Origin of the sequence: Mycolicibacter arupensis (assembly GCF_002086515.1) — a bacterium.
In the GTDB taxonomy this organism is placed as follows: Bacteria; Actinomycetota; Actinomycetes; order Mycobacteriales; family Mycobacteriaceae; genus Mycobacterium; species Mycobacterium arupense.
On sequence record NZ_MVHH01000001.1, the window covers coordinates 190,983 to 217,451 of the forward strand.

The 26,469-nt window shown below is 68.8% G+C and carries 23 protein-coding genes; 7 read left to right on the forward strand and 16 right to left on the reverse strand.

Features of this window, described 5'->3' with window-relative positions; translation table 11 throughout:
* Positions 1–202 precede the first annotated feature (202 nt).
* The 3 genes from cofD to BST15_RS00905 are packed head-to-tail and all read left to right on the forward strand — an operon-like array spanning position 203 to position 3,071.
* A complete protein-coding gene (cofD, locus tag BST15_RS00895; protein ID WP_046190927.1) occupies positions 203–1,204 on the forward strand; it encodes a 2-phospho-L-lactate transferase in 1,002 nt (333 codons plus the stop codon).
* Positions 1,201–2,541 carry a coenzyme F420-0:L-glutamate ligase gene (locus BST15_RS00900; RefSeq protein ID WP_046190926.1) on the forward strand — a complete coding sequence of 447 codons (1,341 nt, stop codon included), beginning with the start codon at positions 1,201–1,203 and terminating at the stop codon, positions 2,539–2,541. Before cofD ends, BST15_RS00900 begins: the two co-directional genes overlap by 4 nt.
* Positions 2,538–3,071, forward strand: a complete 534-nt coding sequence (locus tag BST15_RS00905; protein ID WP_046190925.1) for an NUDIX hydrolase — start codon at positions 2,538–2,540, stop codon at positions 3,069–3,071. The genes BST15_RS00900 and BST15_RS00905 overlap by 4 nt, the downstream gene beginning before the upstream one ends.
* 5 nt (positions 3,072–3,076) lie before the next feature.
* Here the strand turns inward: BST15_RS00905 and BST15_RS00910 are convergent, their stop codons facing one another.
* The 4 genes from BST15_RS00910 to rfbD all read right to left on the reverse strand — a co-directional run bounded on the left by BST15_RS00910 (position 3,077) and on the right by rfbD (position 6,349).
* Positions 3,077–3,433: a hypothetical protein gene (locus BST15_RS00910; RefSeq protein ID WP_046190924.1), complete on the reverse strand. Its 357-nt coding sequence runs from the start codon at positions 3,431–3,433 to the stop codon at positions 3,077–3,079.
* Positions 3,434–3,523: 90 nt separating this feature from the next.
* Positions 3,524–4,597: a mannose-1-phosphate guanylyltransferase gene (manB, locus tag BST15_RS00915; protein ID WP_046190923.1), complete on the reverse strand. Its 1,074-nt coding sequence runs from the start codon at positions 4,595–4,597 to the stop codon at positions 3,524–3,526.
* Positions 4,594–5,481 (reverse strand): glycosyltransferase family 2 protein, encoded by an 888-nt coding sequence (locus BST15_RS00920; RefSeq protein ID WP_046190922.1) that lies wholly within the window; start codon positions 5,479–5,481, stop codon positions 4,594–4,596. Before BST15_RS00920 ends, manB begins: the two co-directional genes overlap by 4 nt.
* A gap of 10 nt (positions 5,482–5,491) precedes the next feature.
* A complete protein-coding gene (rfbD, locus tag BST15_RS00925) occupies positions 5,492–6,349 on the reverse strand; it encodes a dTDP-4-dehydrorhamnose reductase (protein ID WP_046190921.1) in 858 nt (285 codons plus the stop codon).
* A 337-nt stretch (positions 6,350–6,686) separates the two neighbouring features.
* Between rfbD and BST15_RS00930 the strand changes: the two genes are divergently transcribed.
* The 4 genes from BST15_RS00930 (at position 6,687) to ctpC (ending at position 11,591) form a co-directional block, all read left to right on the forward strand.
* Complete coding sequence (locus BST15_RS00930; RefSeq protein WP_046188746.1) at positions 6,687–8,156, forward strand: LCP family protein; 1,470 nt, start codon at positions 6,687–6,689, stop codon at positions 8,154–8,156.
* Positions 8,157–8,166: 10 nt separating this feature from the next.
* On the forward strand, positions 8,167–8,892 hold the full coding sequence (locus tag BST15_RS00935; protein ID WP_046188745.1) for a TIGR03089 family protein: 726 nt from the start codon (positions 8,167–8,169) through the stop codon (positions 8,890–8,892).
* Positions 8,893–9,073: 181 nt separating this feature from the next.
* Entirely contained in the window at positions 9,074–9,355 is a 282-nt protein-coding gene (locus BST15_RS00940) for a DUF1490 family protein (protein WP_046188744.1), read from the forward strand.
* A 31-nt stretch (positions 9,356–9,386) separates the two neighbouring features.
* Positions 9,387–11,591, forward strand: a complete 2,205-nt coding sequence (gene ctpC, locus BST15_RS00945; protein WP_046188743.1) for a manganese-exporting P-type ATPase CtpC — start codon at positions 9,387–9,389, stop codon at positions 11,589–11,591.
* A 105-nt stretch (positions 11,592–11,696) separates the two neighbouring features.
* Here the strand turns inward: ctpC and BST15_RS00950 are convergent, their stop codons facing one another.
* The 12 genes from BST15_RS00950 to BST15_RS01005 all read right to left on the reverse strand — a co-directional run bounded on the left by BST15_RS00950 (position 11,697) and on the right by BST15_RS01005 (position 26,461).
* Positions 11,697–12,362 carry a cation efflux transmembrane domain-containing protein gene (locus tag BST15_RS00950; protein ID WP_046188742.1) on the reverse strand — a complete coding sequence of 222 codons (666 nt, stop codon included), beginning with the start codon at positions 12,360–12,362 and terminating at the stop codon, positions 11,697–11,699.
* A gap of 107 nt (positions 12,363–12,469) precedes the next feature.
* Entirely contained in the window at positions 12,470–14,464 is a 1,995-nt protein-coding gene (locus BST15_RS00955) for a serine/threonine-protein kinase PknD (protein WP_046188759.1), read from the reverse strand.
* Between the two features lie 84 nt (positions 14,465–14,548).
* Positions 14,549–15,667, reverse strand: coding sequence for a phosphate ABC transporter substrate-binding protein PstS (gene pstS, locus BST15_RS00960; protein WP_046188741.1), 1,119 nt, complete (start codon positions 15,665–15,667; stop codon positions 14,549–14,551).
* Between the two features lie 60 nt (positions 15,668–15,727).
* Complete coding sequence (locus tag BST15_RS00965) at positions 15,728–17,032, reverse strand: acyltransferase family protein (RefSeq protein ID WP_198528285.1); 1,305 nt, start codon at positions 17,030–17,032, stop codon at positions 15,728–15,730.
* Positions 17,033–17,035: 3 nt separating this feature from the next.
* On the reverse strand, positions 17,036–18,787 hold the full coding sequence (locus BST15_RS00970; RefSeq protein ID WP_046188740.1) for a DUF2339 domain-containing protein: 1,752 nt from the start codon (positions 18,785–18,787) through the stop codon (positions 17,036–17,038).
* A gap of 61 nt (positions 18,788–18,848) precedes the next feature.
* On the reverse strand, positions 18,849–19,478 hold the full coding sequence (locus tag BST15_RS00975; RefSeq protein ID WP_109370725.1) for a response regulator: 630 nt from the start codon (positions 19,476–19,478) through the stop codon (positions 18,849–18,851).
* Complete coding sequence (gene macS / locus BST15_RS00980) at positions 19,478–20,602, reverse strand: MacS family sensor histidine kinase (RefSeq protein WP_046188738.1); 1,125 nt, start codon at positions 20,600–20,602, stop codon at positions 19,478–19,480. The genes BST15_RS00975 and macS overlap by 1 nt, the downstream gene beginning before the upstream one ends.
* On the reverse strand, positions 20,599–21,753 hold the full coding sequence (locus BST15_RS00985; RefSeq protein WP_046188737.1) for an acetate kinase: 1,155 nt from the start codon (positions 21,751–21,753) through the stop codon (positions 20,599–20,601). The genes macS and BST15_RS00985 overlap by 4 nt, the downstream gene beginning before the upstream one ends.
* Positions 21,750–23,849, reverse strand: a complete 2,100-nt coding sequence (pta, locus tag BST15_RS00990; RefSeq protein WP_046188736.1) for a phosphate acetyltransferase — start codon at positions 23,847–23,849, stop codon at positions 21,750–21,752. Before pta ends, BST15_RS00985 begins: the two co-directional genes overlap by 4 nt.
* Positions 23,850–23,853: 4 nt before the next feature.
* A complete protein-coding gene (locus BST15_RS00995) occupies positions 23,854–24,987 on the reverse strand; it encodes an aminotransferase class V-fold PLP-dependent enzyme (protein WP_046188735.1) in 1,134 nt (377 codons plus the stop codon).
* A gap of 87 nt (positions 24,988–25,074) precedes the next feature.
* Entirely contained in the window at positions 25,075–25,281 is a 207-nt protein-coding gene (locus BST15_RS01000) for a maleylpyruvate isomerase N-terminal domain-containing protein (protein ID WP_046188734.1), read from the reverse strand.
* A gap of 10 nt (positions 25,282–25,291) precedes the next feature.
* The gene (locus BST15_RS01005; RefSeq protein WP_046188733.1) at positions 25,292–26,461 is read right to left on the reverse strand and encodes an acyl-CoA dehydrogenase; all 1,170 of its coding nucleotides are present in this window, start codon (positions 26,459–26,461) and stop codon (positions 25,292–25,294) included.
* Positions 26,462–26,469: the final 8 nt, after the last annotated feature.

A 26,469-nucleotide genomic window follows, 5' to 3' on the forward strand; every position in this document is an offset into this window, starting at 1 on the left:
GACACGGGTTGCCCCAGCCCGGTCAAGCCGAATGGCGAAATTCCTTACCATCTCGTGATCGTTTTCCCACGCGTCCGTTATCGGCGAGTCCCTGTCATCTACCCCACATAGGACCGTCGGCGTGTCCTACCGCACTGCCGCGGCCCCCTGACGGCGGTCCGCCACAACGACCATAGCGGCGCCAAAGGTACTGTCGTGCGCTGTGAAGGTCACCGTTCTCGTCGGGGGGGTAGGCGGCGCCCGATTCCTGCTCGGCGTCCAGAAACTGCTGGGTTTGGGCCAATTCGCCTCGTCCTCGGCCGACGCGGACGCACCCGCGCACGACCTGACCGCGGTGGTCAACGTCGGCGACGACGCCTGGATGCACGGCGTGCGCATCTGCCCGGACCTCGACACCTGCATGTACACCCTGGGCGGGGGTGTGGATCCCGAGCGCGGCTGGGGCCACCGGGACGAATCCTGGCACGCCATGGAGGAGTTGGCCCGCTACGGCATGCAACCGGACTGGTTCAGCCTCGGCGACCGTGACCTGGCCACCCACCTGGTCCGGACCCAGGCGCTGCGGGCCGGTTATCCGCTGTCGGAGGTGACGGCCGCCCTGTGTGAGCGCTGGCGGCCCGGAGCGCGGCTGCTGCCCGTCACCAATGACAGCTGCGAAACCCACGTCGTGATCACCGATCCCGAGGACGACACGCAGCGAGCGATCCACTTTCAGGAGTGGTGGGTGCGCCACCGCGCCCAGGTGCCCACCCACGGATTCGGCTTCGTGGGCGCGGAGAAGGCATCGGCCGCACCAGAAGTCGTTGACGCCATCACCGATGCCGATATCGTGCTGCTGGCCCCCTCTAATCCGGTGGTGAGCATCGGCGCCATCCTGGCCGTCCCGGGTGTGCGCGCAGCGCTGCGTTCGACGGCGGCGCCCGTCGTCGGGTACTCCCCGATCGTCGCTGGAAAGCCATTGCGCGGCATGGCCGACATCTGCCTGAGCGTGATCGGCTTGGATTCCACCTCGCGGGCCGTCGGCGAGCACTACGGCGCACGCAGCGGAACCGGGATACTTGACTACTGGCTAGTACACGAGGGTGAAGACATCGGAGACGAAATCGCCGGCGTGACCGTGCATGCCGCCCCGCTGCTGATGAGCGACCCGGCGGCAACCGCCGAGATGGTGCGCACCGGAATGGATCTCGCGGGCGTGCGATGAGCGAACACGGCAGCGCAGCCAAAGTCGAGATACTGCCCGTAAGCGGCCTCGGCGAATTCCGGCCGGGCGACGATCTCGCATCGGCACTGGCGCAAGCGGCGCCCTGGCTGGCCGACGGCGACATCGTGGTGGTGACCAGCAAGGTGGTCTCCAAGTGCGAGGGTCGCATCGTGCCGGCGCCGCACGACGCCGAGGCGCGTGATGCCTTGCGGCGGCAACTGGTCGAGGCGGAGGCGGTGCGGGTGCTGGCCCGCAAAGGCCGCACCTGGATCACCGAGAACCGCATCGGACTGGTGCAGGCCGCAGCCGGTGTGGACGGCTCCAATGTCGGATCCGACGAGCTCGCGCTGCTGCCGGTTGATCCAGACGGCAGCGCGGCGCAGTTACGCGCCGGGCTGGCCGAGCAGCTGGGCGTGGACGTGGGCGTGCTGATCACCGACACCATGGGCCGAGCCTGGCGCAACGGCCAGATCGATGTCGCGATCGGTGCGTCTGGGCTGACGGTCCTCAACGGCTACGCCGGCGCCCACGACCGGCACGGCAACGAGTTGGTGGTCACCGAAGTCGCCGTCGCTGACGAACTGGCCGCTGCCGCCGACCTGGTCAAAGGCAAACTCACCGACGTGCCGGTGGCCGTGGTACGCGGAGTCCACAGCCCCGACAACGGTTCCACCGCGGCGGCATTGGTGCGCTCGGGCTCCGATGACTTGTTCTGGCTAGGCACCGCCGAAGCCATCGAGGCCGGACGAGCCCAGGCTCAGCTGTTGCGCCGCTCGGTGCGCAGCTTCACCAGCGAACCTGTTGCCGAACAACTGGTCACCGACGCCATGGCCGAGGCCCTGACCGCTCCGGCGCCGCACCACACCCGCCCGGTGCGGTTCGTCTGGCTGCAGACTCCGCAGGTGCGCAGGCGACTGCTCGATGCCATGGCCACCCAGTGGCGGGCCGACCTGACCGACGACGGCAAGTCCCCGGAAGCAATCGAGGCCAGGGTTTCACGCGGCCGGATCCTCTACGACGCACCCGAAGTCGTCATACCGATGATGGTTCCCGACGGAGCACACCACTACCCCGACGCGGTCCGTACCGCGGCCGAGCACACCATGTTCACGGTTGCTGTCGGCGCCGCCGTCCAGGGCCTGTTGGTGGCGCTGGCGGTCCGGGGTGTGGGGAGCTGCTGGATCGGGTCGACCATCTTCACTCCGGCCCTGGTGCGCGCCGAACTCGACCTGCCGGCCGATTGGGAACCTTTGGGCGCCATCGCGATCGGCTATCCCAGTGAGCCGCCCGAGCCGCGTCCACCGGCTGAGGTCGGCGAGCTGCTGGTGCGTCGATGAGTCTGCACGACTCCGCTGTCGCGACGCTACGCTCCTGGACCGCACCGGATTCCGCACAGGATTCACTGCGGCACGCCGTCCTGGCATTCTTGGATGCGCGCAGTGACGCCTGCCGGCGCGAATGCGTGCCCGGCCACATCACCGCATCCACCCTGGTGCTGGACCACAGCGGCGGGCAGGCGCTGCTGACGCTGCACCCGCGCGTCGGGCGCTGGCTGCAGCTCGGCGGGCACTGCGAGGACACCGACGCCGATATCACCGCCGCCGCGCTACGCGAGGCCACCGAGGAGTCCGGGATCGTCGGTCTGCGACTGGAGCCGCAGCTGGCGGCCGTTCATGTGCACCCGGTGACGTGCTCGCTGGGGGTGCCGACCCGCCACCTCGACCTGCAGTTCGTGGCGCGTGCCCCGGCCGACGCGCAGATCGGGATCAGCGAGGAATCGCTGGCCCTGCGCTGGTGGCCGGTGGACGCGCTGCCACCGGATGCCGACGACGCCTTGGCGCATCTGGTGGCGCGAGCGGTCGGGTAGACCCCTTACGGGGAGTCGGTCACTCGTGTCCAGGGTTGGCAGTTGTGCGACTCAAAGGCCCTGACCGTCTCCGGAATGCTGGCATACATCGGGCCGATCGACGTGTTCGCCTGCACCACATGGTCTTTGGTCGCATCCGGCGTGCTGTAGGTGAACCACGAGCACATCGATTCCTGGGTCGGCACATCGTTGATCCACACGCCGAAGGCCGAACCCGACCCGCCCGTGTGGTACAGACCCGGCGCGATATCGGCGTCGACGCGAAAGACACCGTCACCGGGTATCGGATCCAGCGGATCCGCCCCCGCCGACGGTGCCACGGCGAGCGCGACAGCGCACGTGATCAAGACCCTGGTGATCATGGCTATGACTATCCACCGTTGACTCTGCGTCTAGGGCGGAAAAACGCGAGAAGGGTGCGGCGTGAGCGCAGAGTCAACGCGCGAGGCGGCTCACACGTCGCTGGAGTAGCGGATTCCGCAGTCCGGAATCGACACCCCGGGCCAGACGCGGGCCCCCCGCAGCAGCTCACAGCGCGCCCCGATGTCGGCGCCGTCGCCGATCACCCCGTCGCGGATCAGTGCCCGCGGGCCGATCCGGGCGCCGAAGCCGATGATCGAGCGTTCGATGACGCAACCGGCCTCGACCTTCACCCCGTCGAAGATCACCGCGCCGTCGAGCCGAGCCCCCGGACCGATCTCCGCGCCCCGGCCCACCACGGTCCCGCCGATCAGCACCGCACCCGGCGCCACCGAGGCCCCATCGTGCACCAGGGACTCACCACGTTGTCCGGTCAGCGCGGGCGACGGCGCGATGCCGCGCACCAGGTCAGCCGAACCGCGCACGAAGTCCTCCGGAGTGCCCATGTCGCGCCAGTAGCTGGTGTCGACGTAGCCGCAGACCTTCACCCCGTCCGACAGCAGCGCCGGGAACACCTCGCGCTCCACCGAGACCGGCCGCCCACGCGGAATGGCCTCGATCACTTTGCGGGACAACACATAACAGCCGGCATTTATCTGGTCAGTCGGTGGGTCCTCGGTCTTCTCCAGGAATGCGGTGACCCGGCCGTCACGGGTGGGGACGCACCCGAAGGCCCGCGGGTCACCTACCCGCACCAGGTGCAGGGTGGCCTCAGCGCCGTGCTCGCGGTGGTAGTCGTATAACTCGGTCAAGTCCGCCCCGGACAAGACGTCGCCGTTGAACACCATCGCCGTGTCGTGGCGCAGCTTTGCCGCGACGTTGGCGATGCCGCCGCCGGTGCCCAGCGGCTCCTCCTCGGTCACGTAGTCGATCTGCAGGCCCAGCGCCGACCCGTCGCCGAACTCCTCGGAGAACACCTCCGGCTTGTAGGAGGTGCTGAGAATGACGTGCTGGACTCCGGCGGCGGCGATCCGTGACAGCAGATGAGTCAGGAACGGCAGACCCGCGGTCGGCAGCATCGGCTTGGGCGCGGACAGCGTCAGCGGCCGCAGCCGAGTCCCCTTGCCGCCGACGAGGACGACCGCGTCGACTTCGCTCAGTGTCACGGTTGCCCCTTCGTCAGTTTGCGGCGAGCGTTGCGCACCGCCAGATGTGAGCGCACTGCCAGCGCACCCCGCATGCTCCAGCGCAGCGGGGCCCGCCACCATCCGGTGTGCCGGTCGGCCAGGTAGGTGTAGGTACTGCGGTGGTGTGCCGCCAGGTTGCGCGCCGGGTCCTTGCCGGTGGCGTGACCCTTCTGATGCAACACCTCGGCGGAGGGCACGTAGACGTTGAGCCAGCCTTCCTTGGCCAGCCGGTCCCCCAGGTCGACGTCCTCCATGTAGAGGAAATAGCGCTCGTCGAAGCCACCGATCGCGTCGAACGCAGCCCGGCGTACCAGCAGGCAAGCCCCGGACAGCCACCCCACCGGGCGTTCGCTGGGTTCCTGGTGCTCCTGCCGATAGGCGCGGCTCCACGGGTTGTTGGGCCACACCGGGCCGACGACGGCATGCATTCCCCCGCGGATGAGGCTGGGCAGATGCCGCGCCGAGGGATACACCGAGCCGTCGGGGTCCCGGATCAGCGGGCCCAGCGTCGCCGCATTCGGCCAACGGGCAGCGGCATCCAGCAGGGCATCGATACTGCCCGGCCCCCACTGCACGTCGGGATTGGCCACGATGAGAAATTCGCTACGGGGGGCATCCTCGGTGTCCAGCTGCGCCACCCCGGCGTTGACCGCGCCGCCGTAGCCCAGGTTGGCCCCGGTCCGCAGCAGGTGCACATGGGGATACCGCTGCACGGCCTCCTCCGGGGCACCATCGGTCGATCCGTTGTCGGCCATCACCACGCGAACCGGGCGATCGGTTGCCAGCGACAACGACGCCAGGAAGCGATCCAGATGCCAACCCGGCGAATAGGTCACCGTCACCACCGGTAGCGCCTCACTCACGGCGTAGAGGTTATCTGGCCAATGCCGCAGACAGTGCATCGCTCCACCGGCGCAGCGGCTGCAGGCCGGCCCGCGCCGATTCAGTTCCCGAGAGCGCGGAGTAGGCGGGCCGGGCCGCCGGGCGGGGATGCACGGCACTGCTGACCGGGCGAACCCGGTCCGGATCGGCGCCCACCGCGGCGAACACCGCCCGGGCTTGTTCGTACCGGCTCGCGGCCCCGGCGTTGGCGGCGTGCACCACCCGGGCGCGTGGCGGTGCGGCCGCCAGCGCCAGCAGCGCATCGACGAGGTCACCGACATAGGTCGGGGACCCGATCTGGTCGTCGACCATCTCCACGTCGCCGTCACCAGCGGCCTTCTCGCGCATCGCCGCCACGAAGTCGGTGCCACCGGGGGCGCCGGTGTATACCCACGCGGTACGCACCACCAGGGCGTCCGGCGAGGCCGCCAGCACGGCACTCTCACCGGCCAGCTTGGTGCGGCCGTACACCGACAGCGGGCGGGTGGCATCACCGGTTTCGTACGGCCGCGGCGCGGCCCCGCCGAAGTCGCCATCGAAGACGTAATCGGTGGAGATGTGGATCAGCCGCGCACCGGCACGCCCGCAGGCGGCCGCCAGGTGGCCTGGTCCGGCCGCGTTGACGGCGTGGGCCCGCTCGGCATCGGCCTCCGCGGCGTCCACCTGGGTATAGGCCGCGCAATTGATCAGCACGTCACCGGCGCGCACGTCGATGCGATCCACCGCGTCAGGATCGGTGATATCGCACTGCGCCGAGGTCAGCGCCAGCACGTCGGCACCCGCGTCAGCAGCACGTTTGGCCAGGAAAGTTCCGACTTGGCCGCCGGCTCCGGTGATCACGATCCGCATGAGCGACGAGCTTATGCGGCGGCTCCAGCTTCACTAAGCCACCGGACCCAAACGGCGGCTCCAGCTTCGCCTCTCCTTCGTCGAGGCTCGCTAAGCCACCGGCCCCAAACGGCGGCTCCAGCTTCGCCTCTCCTTCGTCGAGGCTCGCTAAGCCACCGGCCCCAAACGGCGGCTCCAGCTTCGCCTCTCCTTCGTCGAGGCTCGCTAAGCCACCGGCCCCAAACGGCGGCTCCAGCTTCGCCTCTCCTTCGTCGAGGCTCGCTAAGCCACCGGCCCAGCACTGGCACGCCGAAGTCGGCTACCGGCGATACGGCAGTTACACAAGTAATCTGAAGTGATGCCTGTGCAACGTGTGATTCGTGTGATCGCCACGGTGGCAGCCGTCGCCATCGTCCTGGGCACCGGAGTCGCCTGGAGCCAAGTCCGGTCCTTCGAGGACGGCATCTTCCACGTCTCATCGCTGGCCCTGGGTGACGGCGGATCCGACGGAGCGGTCGACATCCTGCTGGTCGGGATGGACAGCCGCACCGACGCGCACGGCAACCCACTGACCCCCGAAGAGCTGGCCGCACTGCGCGTCGGGGACGACGAAGCCACCAACACCGACACCATCATCTTGGTCCGGATCCCCAACAACGGGAAGTCCGCCACCGCGATCTCGATCCCCCGCGACTCCTACGTGGCCGCACCCGGGCTGGACAAGACCAAGATCAACGGTGTGTACGGGGCCACCCGGCTGGAGACCGCCGACGCACTCGTCGAATCCGGGATGGACCCGATCCAGGCGCAGGCGCGCGGCACCGAGGCGGGACGTGAGGCCCTGATCAAGACGGTGGCCGATCTGACCGGCGTCACCGTCGACCACTACGCCGAGATCGGACTGCTGGGATTCTCGCTGATCACCGATGCCCTCGGAGGCGTCGACGTATGCCTCAAGGAGCCCGTGTTTGAGGAGCTCTCCGGCGCGGACTTCCCGGCCGGCTGGCAACGGCTGGGCGGCGCCCAAGCGCTCAGCTTCGTGCGGCAGCGCCACGAACTTCCCCACGGCGACTTGGACCGAGTCCGGCGCCAGCAGACGGTGATGGCGTCGCTGGCCCACCAGGTCATCTCCGGCAAGACACTGTCGAGCCCGGGCACCCTCTCCCGACTGCAGGCCGCAGTGCAGCGTTCGGTGGTGCTCTCCGCCGGGTGGGACGTGATCGACTTCGTCACCAAGGCCCAAGACCTGGCGGCGGGCAAGGTCGCCTTCGCGACCATCCCGGTGCTCGAGGAGGCCGGGTGGAGCGACGACGGCATGCAGAGCGTGGTGCGGGTCGACCCCAACCAGGTTGCCGACTGGGTGGCCGGCCTGCTGCACGATCAGGACGAGGGCAAGACCGAGCTGCTGGCTTACAGCCCGGAGAACACCACCGCCAGCGTGCTCAACGACACCGACATCAACGGCTTGGCCGCGGCGGTCTCCGGCGTGCTCAACGCCAAGGGCTTCGGGACCGGCGCCGTCGGCAACAACGAGACCGAGCACGTGACCACCAGTCAGGTGCAGGCCTCCTCGGCCGAAGACCCCGGCGCGCGCGCGGTGGCCAGGGACCTGGGTGGACTGCCGGTGGTGGCCAACGAGTCCGTTCCCAGCGGCACGGTGCGCGTGGTGCTGTCCAATGACTACACCGGCCCCGGATCGGGCCTGGGCTCCGGCGATCGCACCGAGGCGGCCGGCATCTCCAGCTACGACGAAGACGACGCGCCTCAAATCCCGGTTGCATCACCGATCCTGACCGCAGGTTCCAACGACCCGCAGTGCGTGAACTAACGTCGCTGCGGTGACCAACCTCAGCTCGGCGATCCTTGATCCGATCCTGCGCGCCGACCCGGTGGGGCCACGAATCACCCACTATGACGACGCGACCGGGGAACGCATCGAGCTGTCCGCGGCGACATTGGCGAATTGGGCAGCCAAGACCGGCAACCTGCTGCGCGACGAGCTCGGCGCCGGCCCGGGCAGCCGCGTCGCGGTGTTGTTGCCGGCGCACTGGCAGACCGCGGCGGTGCTGTTCGGCGTGTGGTGGATCGGCGCCGAGGTGCTGCTGGACGCGCCGGACGGCGACGCCGACGTCGCGCTGTGCACAGCCGACCGTCTCGACCAAGGTGATGCAGCGGTGGCAGATCGCGGCGGCGAAGTGGTGGTGCTGTCCCTGGACCCGTTCGGCAGGCCCGCCCCGGACCTGCCGGTGGGCGTCACCGACTACGCAACGTCGGTGCGCGTGCACGGCGACCAGCTCGTGGCCGAACGGCACCCCGGCCCGGCCCTGGCCGCCGCCTCCGCCGACGACGTATTGGCGCGGTGCCGGAGCTTCGCGGCAGCAACGGGTCTGACGCCATCGGATCGGGTGTGGTCCGACCGCGGCTGGGAGACCCCGGCTGAGTTGATCGAGCACATGCTGTCGGTGTTCGCCGTGGGTGCGTCCCTGGTACAGGTCGCCAACCCCGACCCCGACCTGCAGGAGCACCGCCGGGCCAGCGAAAAGGTCACCCGAACGCTGGACTGAACCACCGACCCGCCCGCGAGTCGGACCTCCACGACACGACACGACACGCCCATTTCTCGTCGCCGGATTCCGGCTGGGCGCCCGCCTCCGCACCACACCGCGCCCCGCTATTCATGCATAGATGCTTATATGCTGATACTCTTGCCCGCAAGTACGCGCCCAGGAAACGAGGAGAAGGCTCATGGCAGTGCAGGGATTGCTGGCTAAAGCGGCGTCAACGGTGTTCACCGGGCTGGTCGGTGTAAGTGCTTACGAGGTGGCCCGACGGGCCCTGGCGAAGGCTCCGCTGCATGAGGCCGCGGTCACCGCCACCGAGTGGAGCCTGCGTGGCACCCGCCGGGCCGAAGAGGTGGCCGAATCAGCCCGGCTGAAGGTCGCCGACGTGGTCGCCGAGGCCCGGGAGCGCATCGGCGAGGAGGCCACCCCGCCGGCCGCGGCCGTCGCGCACGACCACGACCACTGACCGCCCGGCGCCGACGATGGGAAGCCCAACGATGACACGCAACGGCGCCGTGGCGACCGTGGCCCCCGATGACGAGCTGACCGTCGTCTCCGACGCGGCCGGCCGGATGCGGGTACGGGTCGGATGGGTACGCGGCGATTCGCGACGTGCGGTGGCCGCCGAGGAAGCCGCCGGACGAGTCAACGGTGTGCGCACCGTGCACGCCTACCCGCGCACCGGAGCCGTCGTGGTCTGGTATTCACCGCAACGCAGCGACACCGCGGAGATCCTTGCGGCGATCGCATCGGCGGCCACCGTCGCCACCGAGCTGATCCCGGCCCGCACTCCCCGCTCGGCCGACGTCCGTAACACCGATGTGCTGCGCATGGTGATCGGCGGCGCCGCGCTGGCGCTGTTGGGAATGCGCCGTTACGTCTTCGCCAGACCGCCGCTGCTGGGACCCAGCGGCCAGCTGGTGGCCACCGGCGCCACGGTGTTCATGGGCTACCCCTTCCTGCGGGGCGCGCTGCGCTCGATCCGGTCCGGCAAAGCCGGAACCGACGCGCTGGTGACCGCCGCAACGGTGGCCAGCCTGGTCCTGCGCGAGAACGTGGTAGCGCTCACCGTGTTGTGGTTGCTCAACATCGGCGAGTACCTGCAGGATCTGACGTTGCGCCGCACCCGCCGCGCCATCTCCGATCTGCTCCGCGGCAACCAGGACACGGCCTGGATCCGGCTGGCCGACGGCACCGAAGTACAGGTGCCCATCGACACGGTGCAGATCGGCGACGAGGTGATCATCCACGACCACGTGGCGATCCCGGTCGACGGCGACGTCGTCGACGGCGACGCGATCGTGGACCAGTCCGCGATCACCGGCGAGACCCTGCCGGTCAGCGTGGCCACCGGCGCGGGCGTGCACGCCGGTTCCGTGGTGGTACGCGGCCGACTGGTCGTACGGGCGACAGCGGTGGGCACCGAGACCGTGATCGGCCGGATCATCAGCCGCGTCGAGGAGGCCCAGCACGACCGCGCACCGATCCAGACCGTCGGCGAGAACTTCTCCCGGCGCTTCGTTCCGGCGTCGTTCCTGTTGTCGGCAGCCACCCTGGTGCTCACCGGCGACGTCCGCCGCGCGATGACGATGCTGCTGATCGCCTGCCCCTGCGCGGTGGGCCTGTCCACCCCGACCGCGATCAGCGCGGCGATCGGCAACGGCGCTCGCCGCGGAATCCTGATCAAGGGCGGATCGCATCTGGAGCAGGCCGGCCGGGTCGACGCGATCGTCTTCGACAAGACCGGAACGTTGACGGTGGGCCGCCCAGTGGTGACCAACATCGTTGCCATTCATAAGGATTGGCAACCCGAGCAGGTGCTCGCCTACGCGGCCAGCTCCGAGTTGCACTCGCGCCACCCCCTGGCCGAGGCGGTGATCCGATCCACCGAGGAACGCCGCATCATCATCCCACCGCATGAGGAGTGCGAGGTCCTGGTCGGTCTGGGCATCCGAACCTGGGCGGATGGCCGCACCTTGCTGCTGGGCAGCCCGAACCTGCTGCGTTCGGAGAAGGTCCGCATTTCGAAGAAGGCGGCGGACTGGGTCACCAAACTGCGCGCTCAGGCCGAGACTCCGCTGCTGCTGGCGGTCGATGGCGTCCTGGTCGGTTTGATCAGCTTGCGCGACGAAGTCCGCCCCGAGGCCCGTGAGGTGATTGAGGAGCTGCGCACCAAGGGAATTCGCCGGATCGTCATGCTCACGGGCGACCACCCCGAGACCGCGGCGGCGGTGGCCGGCGAGCTCGGTATCGCGGAATGGCGCGCCGAGGTGCTACCCGAAGACAAGCTGCAGGTGGTCCGCGGATTGCAGGACGAGGGCTACGTGGTGGGCATGGTCGGCGATGGCGTCAACGACGCGCCGGCGTTGGCCGCCGCCGACATGGGCATCGCGATGGGGCTGGCCGGCACGGACGTGGCGGTCGAGACCGCCGATGTGGCCCTGGCCAACGACGATCTGCGCCGACTGCTCGATGTCCGGGATCTGGGCGGCCGGGCCGTCGAGGTGATCCGGCAGAACTACGGCATGTCGATCGCGGTCAATGCGGTCGGCCTGCTGATCGGTGCCGGCGGTGCGCTGTCGCCGGTGCTGGCGGCGATCCTGCACAACGCGTCGTCGGTGGCCGTCGTGGCCAACAGCTCGCGATTGATCCGCTACCGGCTGCAGACAGAACCGTTGGCGTCTGCACCTGTGGTGCCGTAATCTGTTCCCCGTCCCGACTGTTCCTGTCGAGCACCACCACCAGCTCCAGGGCAGTCGGGACTTCGCGTTCCTGCCCCAGTGTCTGCCGGCTGCCCCGAGCAGGGTTCAGCAGCCGCAGCCCTCACCGCGCCATGAGCGGAAACCCTGCCACACCGAAACGCCCGCCACCCCCAGGCCGATCAGCGGGTCCAGCCACCAACCACCGGCCCACTGCGTGGCGAGCGTGAGCCCGACCAGCACCGCGGCGGCCTGGATGGCACACAGGTAGTTCTGCACTCCCTCACCGACCGTCGCCGCCGAGCCCAACCTCGTGCCGAGCCGTCGCTGGGCACGGCCCAAGATCGGCATCACCAGAGCGGCGGCGGCCGTCACCGCAATGCCGATGGCGGTGCCCTCACTGCGCTGGTCTCCGAAGAAGTGGTGCACCGACTCCGCCGCGATATAGGGGGCGTTGATCCAGAACGAGATCGCGACCCCGATCTGGGCGCGCCGCTCGGCGGTCTCGGACAGCGTGCGAGCACCGGTGAACCGCCAGATCACCACGGCACCGGCCAGCGCCTCGGGAATAGCGCCCAGGGCCCAACCGGTCAGCGCGATCGACCCTGCCGCCAGACCCTGCCACAGGCCCATCACGCCTTCCACCGAGACCAGCACCAGACTCACCCAGGCGAGCCGACGGGCCCAGATCGCCGCACGGCGCCAGCCCTCATCTCGAACCACTGGAACGGTATGGGCGTGCCCGGCGTGATCATGGTCGTGCGCATCGTTCACCGGCTCGGCGATGCCCGTTGCAGGCCCCACGACGCGACTGTCCACGGAAAAAATGCTACCTGCCGTTTCAGTGAGACAGCCGTCACAGCGGCCGCGGCACCGGTCGCCTAACTGTCGGTGTCTACCTTGACCACCCGGTCATTGCCGCGGTCGGCGACATAGACACCGCCGTGCTTGTCGACCGCCACATCCAGCGGAGCGTTGAGACCGGTGAACGGGAGCACCACGGGGATCGCGGCCCCGGCTGCCAGTTTCACCACCTTGTTGCGGTTGTGTTCGGTGACGTAGACGTCACCGGCCTCGTCGACCGCGATACCCCACGGCGCGACGATGCCGGCGAACGGCAACACCACCTGTTCGCCCGAGGCGGCCACCAGTTTGAGCACCCTGTTGTTGCCGGTATCGGTGACGTAAACGTTGCCGGCGGAGTCCACCGCCACCCCATCGGGCTTATTGAGACCGACGAACGGCACCGTGGTCTGGACGTTGGAGACGGCATCCAGCCGCAGCACCACGTCGTTGCCGCGGTCGGCGACGTAGACGTTGCCCTCGGAGTCCACCGCGACACCGTCGGGGTCGTCCAGGCCGGCGAACGGCAGCACCGTGTGGGTGTTGGAATCGGCGCCGAGTTTGACCACCCTGCTGTTGACGTCGGAGAAGTACACGTTGCCGGCGCTGTCCACCACCAGACCGCGCGGCTGGTACTGGTCACTGAACGGCATCACCGTCGAAGCGGTCGAGTCGGCGGCCAAACGGACGACCCGCCCATGCATGCCCTCGCTGGCGACGTAGACGTTGCCGTCGCCGTCCAACGCCACCCCGCCGGGTGAGAGTCGGTATTCCAGGTCGGTGAATGGCAGCACATCCTGGGGTGGCGCGGCGACGGGTGTCGCCGACGAGGGCTGCGACGCCAGGTGCCCAATGCCGGCGATGACCGTGACCACCGCGACCGCGGCGGCCGCCACCAGCACCGGTTTGCTGGGCCGTCGCCAGCGCCGGGACGGGGTGGGGATGGCCGGAGGCGTGTGCAGATCGCCGCGCAACAGGGGCGACATGGGAAACGGTGCCGGGGCGGAGCCGCCGAGGCCGGCTTCCCATGCGGCACCGAAACCCGCTTCCGCCGGCGTCCAGCCCGCTCGGCTGACGCCTGCCGACAGTGCAGTGCCGCCCCGGAACTCGAGCCGGGGTTCGGGCTCCAGGCCGCCTGGCAAGTGCAGTGCAGGCTCGCCGCGTCGCAGAATGCGCGAGACCTGGTGACGTTCGGGCTCGGTCAGGGCGTGGTAGGCCGCGGCCGCCAGCTCACCGGCGCTGCTGTAGCGCTCCTCGGGTTTGCGCGCCAGCCCGCGGGCCAGCACGGCGTCGATGGCCGCCGGAACGCGCCCGGGACGCAGCCTGCTCGGCTGCGGCAGCTCTGCGGTGCGGCGTTCTTCGATCGCCTCGTCGACCGTCTGGGCGGAGAATGGGGGCACCCCGCTGAGCGCTTCGGCCAACACACAGGCCAGCGAATAGATGTCGGCCAGGTGCGTGACCTGTTCCCCGGTGAGACGCTCGGGCGCCATGTAGGCGAGGGTTCCTGCCGACGGCTTGGCCCGCGCACCGGGTTCGGCGAGTGCCGCTGCCACCCCGAAATCCACCAGGTAGGCCAGGTCGTCACGGGTGACCAGGGCGGTGGCGGGTTTGACGTCGCGATGCACCACATAGGCGTTGTGCGCCGCATCCAGCGCCGCGGCGAGCTGGCGCACGATGGCTACGGCCCGTGGCGGGCTCAGCGGACCGGAGTCCGCCAACACCGTCGCCAGGTCGGTGCCGTCGATCAGGCCCGTCTCCAGGTAGAGCACCCCGTCGATCTCCCCGTAGGCCCGGATGGGCACCACGTGTGGCTCGGTCAGCTGACCGGCTGCCTCGGCTTCGTCCTCGAGCCTGCCGCGGAACGCCGCATCGGCGGAGAGTTCCTCGGAGATCAGTTTGAGCGCCACCGTCTCGTCATGGCGCGTGTCCTCGGCGAGGTAGACATCACCCACGGCATCGTGGCCGAGCAACCGCCCCAATTGGTACGGGCCGAATCGCGATCCGGTCCGCGAACCCGGTTCGGGCTTGTTCACCGACGACACTCCCTTCGACCACAGTGCCGCGCACTGCGGCGAAAGATTGGCTACCAGACTAACCGGCAACAACGCCGCAAACGGTCACGAGATCGCGTTCGCCGCCGTCAGAACCCGGGATGAGAAGGAAGCCGGCAGCGGAATGGAGCCGTACTGGTCCAGGCCATCCTGGCCAGGACCGATCGCGGCCTGCAAGAACGCCTTGACCGCCGTGCCGGTCGCGGTGTCGGGGTATTTGGAGCAGACGATCTGGTAGGTGGCCGACACGATCGGATACGCGCCGCGGTCGACGGGCCGGTACAGCGAGGCCGCATCGAGCACCAGGTCGTTGTTCTGGACGGACTCGGACAGGAATTTTGCGCCCGCGATGGTCTTGCCCACCGATTCCGCGGAGATCGCCACCGGCGCTGACCCGGCGGCGCTGATGACCTGTGCGATGGGCAGCTGCTTGCCCACCGCATAAGACCACTCGGTGTAGGTGATGGAACCCTCAGTGCTCTGCATCGCTGACGCGACGCCGTTGTTTCCGGTGGCGGCCTCGCCGATGCCGCCGTTGAACATGTCGCCGCCACCGGCAAACCATGCGCCCTCAGAGGCGCTGTCGAGATACCGCTGGAAACTGGCGGTGCTGGAGGCTCGGTCGCCCCGGTAGACCACATGAATGGGCAGCGCAGGCAGGGTGACGCCGGCGTTGAGCGCCTTGATCGCGGGGTTGTCCCAGCTGCCGATGCTGCCGTTGAAGATCTTCGCCAGGGTGGGCCCGTCCAGGCTGAGGCTGTCCGCCCCGGTGATGCGGTAGGTGACCGCGATCGGACTGAACACCACGGGCAGATTCCAGGCCGGCGATCCGCAACGTTCCGCCGCCCGTTCCGGCTGTGTCTTCGCGGGATCCAGGGCCACCTCGGAGCCGGCCAGATCGAGTTCATTGGCGATGAAGTCGTCCACACCGCCCGCTGAGCCGTCGGCGACGTAGTCCAGCGTCTGACCCGGGCAGGCCCGGCTGTAGGCGTAGCCGAACTGCTCGATCGCCCTGGTCTGGGCGGTCGAGCCTCCAGCGCGCAGCTCCCCCTTACCCCCGCAGTCCACCCCCGCCGACGGATCGGCGGAGGACACCAACTGCGTGGCGCTCTCGCCGCAGGCCGAGACCATGAGTGCACCGATCGTAAGTAGCGCCGCAAGTACGGTCGATCGGCCGGATTTCACAGGACGAGACTGTACCGCGACCGCTCGGCTATGGGCCCGGTACTGCCGGTTTGAGCGCGGTCAGGCCGACGCGGTTCCGGGTCCGGTGAGGAGCATCCGTGCGCTGGTCAGCGCGGCCAACAGCACGGCGACACAGGTCAGCCCGTCGTCCTTGAGGCCCCACTTGACCGCCACCAATGTCGCGGCACCCGCCACCACAAGCAGTAGTCCCGCGGCGGTGCCGCGGCCCGGGGTCGCAACGATCGGAGCGTCCCAGCCGCGTAGCGGGTTGTTCTCCAACCCCCGCAGCACGGCGAACAGCCCACCGACCGCCGCTGCCACCAGGATCAGCTGCGCGACGCTGATGAGCGCGAAGTGCGGATGTCCCGGGTAGCGGGCCCGGCCCAGCCGGTCAAAAAGCAGGTGAACGCCCAGCAGCACCGGAATGTGCCAGAGATACAGCGTCATGGCTCCTGAGTTGCCGACCGCTGTCAGCCACCACACCCGGGGCCGGTGCGCCCATCGGGTGATCGCCGGCGCGGCGCAGATCGCCAGGGTACTCAGCACGATCGCGTGCCCGGCCAGCAGCAGTGACGGCGGATTGGTGTTGGACAGCTGGTGATCGCCGGTACCCACCATGCTCAGTTGATAAGGCCCGAGGGCCACCAGCGCGACATCGATCATCAGTAGGAACAGCGCCACTGCCAGCGCCGTGCGCCGGGGCAACAGTGTCCGCCGGTAGGCGACCCCGAACATGGCCGGGATCAGCCAGACGATGAGATTCAGATAGCCGATCGGTGCCAGCGTCGGGTGGTGCAACCGAACCGCGTCGACCGTCGCGATCACCGCATAGACGGCGGCGACGCCGACGAGAAGCATTCCTGCGGTGGTGATCCGATACAGCACCGGCATCACGGCCAGCACCAGAACGTAGGCACCCAGGAACCACAGCAGTTGAATGCTTACGCCGGCCACCGGCTCGTAGACGTGTCGGGGCAGCAATGGCCGCAGCACGGCCAAGGTCACGGCCCAGAAGCCCAGGTAGAAGAACACCGGCCGGAACAACCGGGTGCAGCGTTTCATCAGCCAGACACCCCACTGGCCGCCCGGCCGCCAGGTGGTGAGGCAGGCCGCCGCACCGGCGAAGAAGAACAACGGCATGACCTGGAAGACCCAGGTCAATCCCACCAGTGCAGGTGTGGCGGTCAGCAGGTTGTCCCAGATCAGCACCCCGTCGCGGATCACGCTGGTGGCCATCACCGTGTGCCCGGCGACCACCCCCAGCAGCGCGCTGATGCGTATGACGTCCAGAGCACGGTCACGCCCGACCGGCGTGACAGCGTCCAGTTCGGCGGGTTCGGGGAATCCCAGCAGTGTGGTGATCATCGGCTACCGCTCGTCCTGCTGCGCCAGGCTGCGCGCGTACCCGGTGCCCATGCCCAGCAGCAGCAGGCCCGCGACGATGAATGCCGCGACGCGGAACATGCCGTCCAGGGTGCCCAGATCGAACAGGAACAGCTTGGCCGTGGCGGCTCCGGTAAGCGCCAAACCGGCAGCGATCGCCCAGGTGCGGGCGCCGCGGTCGGCCAGCCGCAACGCGTGGCGCAACAGCAGGGCCGCCATGGTGATCCAGCACAGGGTGGCCGCCATGTGGCCGGTCAGGAAGCCTGCTCCGGTCCCGCCGATCGCGACGCCGGCGGTGACGGTGAATGCGGTGACGCCATAGCCGATCAGCCCTCCGCCGGCCACCGCCAGGATGGGCGCATTGGCCGGATCGGTGTTCTCGGCCACGGCGTAGGCGCGGGCCACGGCGACCACCAGCGCGATCACCAGCAGGCTCGCAACCAGCGTGGCGACCGTGTCGGCAACCGGTAGCTGCGTGGGGGTGATCAGATTCCCGGGGGCGGCGTAGTCGAGGTAGACGATGCCCCCCGCGAAACCGAATCCTGCTGCGGCCCAACGGGCCACACCGCTGCGGCGTCCGGCGATCGCGATCAACACGGCCATACCCAGCAGTACCGGCGCCAGCACAGAGCCGTGGAAGGCCGTGGTGACTGCGATCAGTGCGGCGACCGCGGACAGCGCGGCGAAGACCTGCACGGCCACCGGCTGCAATGCCCGGTGAGCCACCACCACGACGAGCATGAGGAGCGACAGCGCCCCGGCCAGCATGCTGGCCGATACCCGGTCCAGCGCGGCGCCAGCCGCCAGCGCCGGCACGGTCCCGGCGGCGGTCAGCAGCGCGATCGGGCCGGGCCTGGCGCTGGTCGGCAGTACCAGCAGACCGCTCAGGACGGCCAGAATCGCAGCCACCGCGCAGGCACCACCGATCAGCAGCCGGTGGTCATGGCCGCTGCCGGCGACCAGCGCGGCCAGCAGGGGCAGCGTCGCGGCAGCGATGCGGGCCCCGAACATCCCGGTCCAGTCCTTGCCCAGCTGAATCGGCAGCGCCGTCGCCGACAAGGCCAGCAGGAAGCCAATCAGCAACAGGTCCACGTCACCGGTGAGGACCGGCGCCAGACCGATGAGCGGTACCAGCACCAGCACCGCGAGGTGCTCAGAGTCCCAGCGCCTCGCCGCGACCAGTCCGGCCCCACCGACCACGGCCGCAACCACCAACCCGACGGCCGCCGGAACCCACTGGTAGTAGGCGGTGATCGCCACGATGTCCAGGTAGGCCGCGGCGATCCCGGTGGCCCCCAACGCGATGGCCCCGGTCCGTCCACCCGGGCGGCTGTGCAGCCGACAGGCGGCTCCGACCAGCACGGCCGACAGCACGAAGCCGCCCGCCACCCGGATCTGGGGGCGCAGGATGCCGGCCTGGGCCGCCAGTACGAGCAGCAGCACCACCCCGACGAGTGTCACCGTGACCCCCGCGACGGCCAGCAGTTTGCCGATCCATCCCGAGTCGCCCACGGTGACTGCAGGTTTCGGTTCTTCCCGACTTGACGGTGACGCCGGTCTCGACGGCACGGCCGGGGCCGTCACCGGATGCACGGGGCCAGGGACAGGCGGCGGGAGGCTCGGCGCGCTGAGCTGGCGATCCAGTTCGGCGAGTTCAGCCGAGACTCGGTAAAGCTGCCACGACACCGCGTGGCATTCTGCGGTAAGCCGGGTGAGAACGGCACGTGGTTCGGTCACGCCGGCAACGTTGCCGCACGGCGGGTGAAATCGGATGAGTAGGACTACTCGACTTTGCCCCTCAGCTGTCCAATCCGTGTTCGATGGCATAACGGGCCAGTTCAACGCGGTTGGCGACCTGCAGCTTGCGGAACGTCGCCTGGACGTGATTCTCCACGGTGCGATGGCTCAGACTGAGCCGCTGCGCGATCTGCTTGGCGGACAAGCCCTTAGCCACGTGGCGCAGCACCTCGGTCTCCCGCTCGGTCAGGGCGGGAGTGGCCGGACCGGCATCCGGGCTGCGCTCGAGGCGGCGATATTCGCCGAGCACCAGTCCGGCCAGGCCCGGGGTGAACACCGCGCGCCCAGCCGCGGTGGCGTGTACCGCGTCGGTCAGCTCCTCGCGTGAGGCACTTTTGACCAGATAACCGGTGGCACCGGCCTTGACCGCCTGCAAGACGTCGTCGCGTTCGTCGGAGGCCGACAGCACCAGCACTCTGGACTCCGGCGAGACCGCCAGGACCGCCGTGGTGGCGGCCACCCCGTCGCCGTCGCCCAGGCGCATGTCCATCAGCACCACATCGGGTTTGACGACCGCGGCACGGCGACGTGCGGTGTGGACGCCGTCGGCGGTGGCGACCACGGTGAACCCGGAGTCGGCCAGATCACGGGCTACGGCGTCGCGCCAGATCGGATGGTCATCGACCACCATCACCGTCGGATGCTCAGTTCCCACTCGGTTCCCTCCCCGACCTCGGTGTGCAGCACCGCACTGCCGCCCAAGGCGACCAGCCTGCCCACGATCGACTTCGACACCCCGACGTGGCCTTGGCGTGCGGCCTCCTCCAGTCGGCCGGCCGCTATCCCCACGCCGTCGTCGCGCACGGTGACGGTCACCGTCTCGCCCAGGTCTTCACACAGCACGAAGGCCCGCGCCCGCGGGCCGGCGTGGGCTGCGACGTTGTCCAGGGCATTGCCCACGGCCGCGTCGAGCTCGGCAGCCGTCCGTGCGTCCAACAGCACCGCGGTGCCGGGCAGACTGAGCGATACACGTTCTCCGGCACGACGGTTCAGCAGGGCCCGCAGATCCGTGTCACCGGAGTCCGAGTGCAGGTCCCCGGAGCTCACCAGCCGGCGAAGCGCGCGTTCCTGCTCGCCGGCGAGCTCAGCCAACTCCGCCGCAGCGCCGCCCATTTCACGACCACGTCGGGTCACCAGCGCCAGCACTTGGATGACTCCGTCGTGCACATGCCGCGACAGCCGCTCGCGTTCTTCGGTTGCCGCCGCCAGCCGGGTCGCCCGCTGCAGGTCGTCGTGGGCCCGCCGCGCGGTCTGCGCGGCCATGCCGACCGCCAGCCCCAGAGCCAGTTCGACGATCATCGTGGCGTTGCGGCCGAAGTTAAGACTCACGTAGCCCTTGAGGAAGGCGCTGGCCGCGGTCACCACGGCCGCGGTCGCCATCCCGCCGGTGGAGCCGAACTGGAGCGCGGCCGACACGGTGGCATTGCTGGCCCACAAGGTCGTCGGCCAGGACTGGTTGTCCAGTTCCCACTGCCGGGAGGCCACCACCTCGGTGGAGAGCATGAGTGCGACCACCACCACGATCTCGGCGATCACCCACGACGGGCGGCGGGCGAAGCCGCGCAGATACCCGACCCCGCACAGGCCGCTGAAGCCGATCAGGACCGCGAACAGCAGCCAGGCCAGCCCGGGACGACGCAGGTCGTCGTTGATCGCGAGCTGAAATCCCAGCGCATACAGGCAACTGAGCAGCCGGAACACCTGGGCGGCCCGCCACAGCGGGGCCACCGGGTCCAGATCGCGGACGGGGTTCACACGAACTGCCAGGCGGCGCGCGCGATCGCCAACTCCTCATTGGTGGGCACCACTAGGACGGTGGTGGGCGACGCCTCGGTGGAGATGATCCGAGCCCCCTTGCCACTGCGGTTGCGCTCGGCGTCCACCACTATGCCCAGCCCGTCCAGGCCCGCCAGTGCGTCCTCGCGCACGCTCGGCGCGTTCTCCCCCACCCCTGCGGTGAAGGCGATCGCATCGACACGGCCCAGCACCGCCAGGTAGGCGCCCACGTATTTGCGCAGCCGGTGGATATAGACGTCGTAGGCCAGCGCGGCGGCCTCACCACGCGCGCCGCCTGCGCCCCGCAGCTCCAACAGTTCCCGAAAGTCGTTGACCCCGCACAGGCCTTTGAGTCCAGAACGCCGGTTCAACAGCTCGTCGAGCTCGTCGACGCCCAGTCCGGCCGTGCGGTTGAGGTGGAACAGTACCCCGGGGTCGATGTCTCCGCTGCGGGTGCCCATCACCAGGCCCTCCAGAGGGGTCAGTCCCATCGATGTCTCGACGGCCACGCCGCCCCGTACCGCCGACGCCGACGCGCCATTGCCCAGGTGCAAAACGATGACGTTCAGGTCACCCGGATCACGGTCCAACAGCGTGGCGACTTCACCGGAGACGTATTCGTGCGAGGTGCCGTGGAATCCGTAGCGACGGATGCCGTAGTGGGTCGCGATGTCATGGTCCATGGCATAGCTGGCGGCAGCGGCCGGCAGCGAGTGGAAGAACCCGGTGTCGAATACCGCCACGTGGGGGACGGCGGGAAAGTCCTTGCGGGCCACTTCGATCCCGATCACATTGGCGGGATTGTGCAGGGGCGCGAGCTCAGACAGCCGTGCCACCTCGGCCACCACCTCATCGGTGATCAGCGTCGGGGCATAGAACAGGTTGCCGCCGTGCACCACTCGATGCCCCACGGCCCGCACGGCGGCAAGATCGATGCCGGAGTCGATGAGCTGTCGATGGATCAGGCGTAGGCCGGCTGCGTGGTCGACCACTGGACTGTCCGGCTCGCCGATCTGTTCCACCAGGCCGGACAGGGGCGCGGTGCCGGCCACCGGGTCGACCAGCTGGAACTTGACCGATGACGAGCCCGAGTTCAGTACCAGCACCAACCCGGGTGTGGCCGCGGTCATCGGGCCACCTCCTGCGCCTGGATCGCGGTGATGGCCACGGTGTAGACGATGTCGTCGACCAGCGCTCCCCGCGACAGGTCGTTGACGGGCTTGGCGAGGCCCTGCAGTACCGGGCCGATAGCGATCGCGCCGGCGCTGCGTTGCACCGCCTTATAGGTGTTGTTGCCGGTGTTGAGGTCTGGGAACACCAGTACGGTGGCTCGGCCGGCCACCTTCGACTCCGGCATCTTGACCGCGGCCACCCCCTCGTCGACCGCCGCGTCGTACTGGATCGGACCGTCAGCGAGCAGGTCGGGCCGACGCTGCTGGACCAATTGCGTTGCGGCACGGACCTTGTCCACTCCGGCGCCGGATCCGGATTCACCGGTGGAATAGGACAGCAGTGCCACCCGCGGTTCTATGCCGAACGCGGCAGCGGTGGCGGCCGAGGAGATCGCGATGTCGGCGAGTTGCTCGATGGTCGGATCCGGTACCACCGCACAGTCCCCGTAGGCCAGCACCCGATCCGACAGGCACATCAGGAACACACTGGAGACAGTGGAGACCCCGGGTGCGGTCCGGATGATCTCGAAAGCCGGCCTGATCGTGTGGGCCGTGGTGTGCGCGGCACCCGAGACCATGCCGTCGGCGAGCCCAAGGTGCACCATCATGGTGCCGAAGTAGGAGATGTCGCGCATGATCTCGCCGGCACGCTCTTCGGTCATGCCCCGGTGGGCACGCAGCCGGGTGTACTCGGCGGCGAATCTTCCCTGCAGTTCACTGCTCGCAGGATCGATCACCCGCGCAGCGTCCAGGTCGACGCCCAGTTCGGCGCCGCGCCTGCGCACCGCACCTTCCACGCCCAGCAGGGTCAGATCGACGATGCCGCGAGACAGCAACCGTCCGGCTGCCAACAGAATTCGGTCGTCGGTTGCTTCCGGCAGCACGATATGGCGACGATCGCGCCGGGCCCGTTCCAGCAACCGGTATTCGAACATCTGCGGGGTGACGACCGTCGACTGCGGAACCCGGAGCCGTTCGGCCAGTTCGACGCCGTCGACGTGCGCCGCCATCAGCGCGAGTGCGGTGTCGATCTTGCGCAGCGCACCGACGGTGATCTTCGATCCGGTGTTGGACACCATTTCGGCGGTGTCGTAGGTGCGGTGGCTGGTGGCGATCAAGGGCAAGGTGGGGCGCAGGCCCTTGACCAACTTGTCGATGGCCGGGTGCGGCAGCAGTCCGCCGTTGAGGATGATGCCGGCGAGGGAGGGAAATCCCTGTGCCTCGTGGGCGTTCACCAAGGCCAACAGCACATCGGAGCGGTCGGCCGGCACGATCACCACTTGGCCTTCGATCAGCCGGTCGAGGATGTTCTCGGCGGTCATGCCGCCGACCATGACGCCGAGAACTTCGCGTCGCAGCAACTCCGGGTCGCCGCTGTAGACGGTGCCGTCCAGCGCGGTGCAGAGTTCGCCCATCGTCGGAGCCGACAGCAGAGCAACCTCGGGAACCGCGAAGGTCGGGATATCGGCGCCGGCCAACGTCCCCGCGATCGCCCGGGTGATCTCGGTCAGCTGGTCCGGGTCGCAACGGTTGGCGATCACCGCCGCCGTACGTGCGTGCACCGCGGCCACTTCGGCCAGGCACCGATCGGTGATCTCCGCAATGGCCTGGGCGTCGCGAAGGTGGCCGTTGACGGCGAGCACCAGTGGCGCCCCCAGGTTCACCGCAATACGCGCGTTGAAGCTCAGCTCGCTCGGATTGACGATGTCGGTGTAGTCGCTGCCGACCACCAGCACCGTGTCGCAGCGCCGGGCGACTTCGTGGAACTGCGCGACGATCTCACTGAGCGCGGCGTCACGGTCGGCGTAAACCTGCTGGTAGGTGACACCGCGGCAGGCGTCGTGACGATCCACCGTGGCGGTGGCGTGCGCAAGCAGTAACTCGAGCAGCTCGTCGGGTTCGTCCAGCGATCGCACGACCGGGCGGAAGACGCCCACGCGCGCCGACGAGGCGGCCAGCTGGTTCAGCAGCCCCAGTGCCAGGACGGACTTTCCTGTGCCGCCCTCGGCAGCGGCGAGGTAGATGCTCGAGGCGTCCGCGTTGCCTTCTGACATCGGCTCAGACCACGGCGATCCGGTCCAGCGCCGCAGTCAGTCGCGCCACCGTTCCCTCGATGTCAGCGAGCTTGTCCAGACCGAACAGCCCCAACCGGAACGTGCTGAACGCCGCCGGCTCGTCGCATTGCAGCGGCACTCCCGCTGCGGTCTGAAGCCCCTGTGCCACAAACTTCTTCCCGCTCCGAATATCGGGGTCGGTGGTGTAGCTGACCACCACACCGGGAGCCTCGAACCCCGGCGCTGCCACACTCGGGAAGCCCCGTTCGGCCAACAGGGCCCGTACCTTGCGCCCCAGGGTGAACTGCTGTTCGCGCACCACCCCGAAACCGAGCTCGCGGGTCTCGGCCATGGCGTCGCGCAGGCTCCTGATCACCCCGGTCGGCATGGTCGCGTGGTAGGCGTAGCCGCCGTTCTCATAGCTGGCCATGACGTCGCGCCACTTCTTCAGATCCAGCGCGAAGCTGGTGCTCTGGGTGCCTTCCATGACCTCCACGGCGCGGCGCGACAGGCAGACCATGGCGCAGCCCGGTTCGGAGCTCCAGCCCTTCTGCGGTGCGGTCACCAACACGTCGACGCCGAGGGCCGCCATATCCGTCCAGATCACTCCCGAGGCGATGCAGTCCAGGACGAACAGGCCGCCCACCGCCGTTGTCGCCGCGCCGACGCGCGCCAGGTAGTCGTCGGGAAGGAGGATGCCGCTGGAGGTCTCGACGTGGGGCACACACACCACCGCCGGCCGGGTCCGGGCGATGACCGCCTCGACCTGCTCGACGGGCGCAGGAGCCCATGGCGCCTGGTCCCCGTCGCCGGTCGGGCCTGCCTTCAGCACGGTGATGCGGTCGGTGATCCGTCCGGTCTCCAGGATCTGGCTCCACCGGTAGCTGAAGAACCCGTTCCGCAGCACAAGTACCTCAGCGTCGGTGGCGAACTGGCGCGCGACCGCCTCCATGCCGCACGTCCCGTTGCCGGGCACCAGCACCGCCGCATCCGCATGGTACACCTCGCGCAGCATGGCCGAGACATCGTTCATCACGGTCTGGAAGCAGGTGGACATGTGATTGAGCGCCCGGTCGGTGTAGACGACGGAGTACTCCAGTAAGCCGTCGGGGTCGACCTCGGGCCGTAGTCCTGCCATCAAGCCTCTCCTAGGTGAGTCGGGCAGCGCCGATTGCCAATCTTAGGGCTGCGGGGGTGGGCAGTTCGCCGATGCGCGTGACCGATATCAGCCGATCTGCACATCGGAGACGGTGCGACCGCCCAGCCACAGCCCCAGCGCCTCGGCGGTGCCGATCAGGTGGGCCAGCACGTCACGCGGCGCCCAGGCCGAGCACAACGTGGTGCCGTGGTCGAACTCGGCTTCGGTGAGCCCTTCGACGGTGTCGACGAACCCATGCCGCGCCGTGCGGATGGTGTCGAGTCGCGCGGTCATCGCCTGGGCGTCAGCGCAGGAGGTGCCGGCTCATCACGACACGCTGGATCTGATTGGTGCCCTCATAGATCTGGGTGATCTTGGCGTCACGCATCATTCGCTCGACCGGGAAGTCGGTGGTGTAGCCGGCCCCGCCGAACAACTGCACCGCATCGGTGGTGACCTCCATGGCGACATCGGAGGCGAAGCACTTCGACGCCGCGGAGATGAAGCCCAGGCCCGTCTCACCCCGCTCGGCGCGAGCCGCCGCCGAGTACACCATCAGCCGCGCGGCCTCCAGCTTCATCGCCATGTCGGCCAGCATGAACTGCACACCCTGGAAGGTGCTGATGTTCTTTCCGAACTGCTTGCGGTCCTTGGTGTATTCGATGGCCGCGTCCAGCGCGCCCTGAGCGATACCCACGGCCTGAGCACCGATCGTGGGACGAGTGTGGTCCAGCGTGCGCAACGCGGTCTTGAACCCGGTCCCCGGCTCGCCGATGATCCGGTCACCGGGAATCCGGCAATTCTCGAAGTACAGCTCGGTGGTCGGCGAGCCCTTGATCCCGAGCTTGTGCTCCTTGGGACCGATGGTGAATCCCTCGTCGTCGATGTGGACCATGAACGCCGAGATGCCGTTGGCGTCCAGGTCCGGGTCGGTCACGGCCATCACGGTGTACCAACTGGACTTGCCGCCGTTGGTGATCCAGCATTTGGAGCCGTTGAGGATCCAGTCGTCGCCGTCGGCCTTGGCGCGGGTGCGCATCGCCGCGGCGTCGCTGCCGGCCTCGCGCTCGGAAAGCGCGTAGGAGGCCATCACCTCGCCGGCGGCCAGGCCAGGAAGCACCTGGGCTTTGAGTTCCTCCGAGCCCGCCAGGATCAGCCCCATGGTGCCGAGCTTGTTCACCGCCGGGATCAGCGACGACGAGGCGCAGACGCGGGCCACCTCTTCGATCACGATGCAGGCCGCCACCGAGTCGGCACCCTGCCCGCCGTACGCCTCGGGGACGTGTACGGCGTTGAATCCGGAGGCGTTCAGCGCGGCCAAGGCCTCTTCGGGGAACCGGGCCCGCTCGTCGACGTCCTTGGCGTGGGGAGCGATCTCCTTCTCCGCCAGCGCGCGGATGGCCGCCCGCAACTCGTCGTGCTCCTCGGGGAGCTTGAACAGGTCAAACGATGGATCTCCGGCCCACCCAGCCATGACAGCCT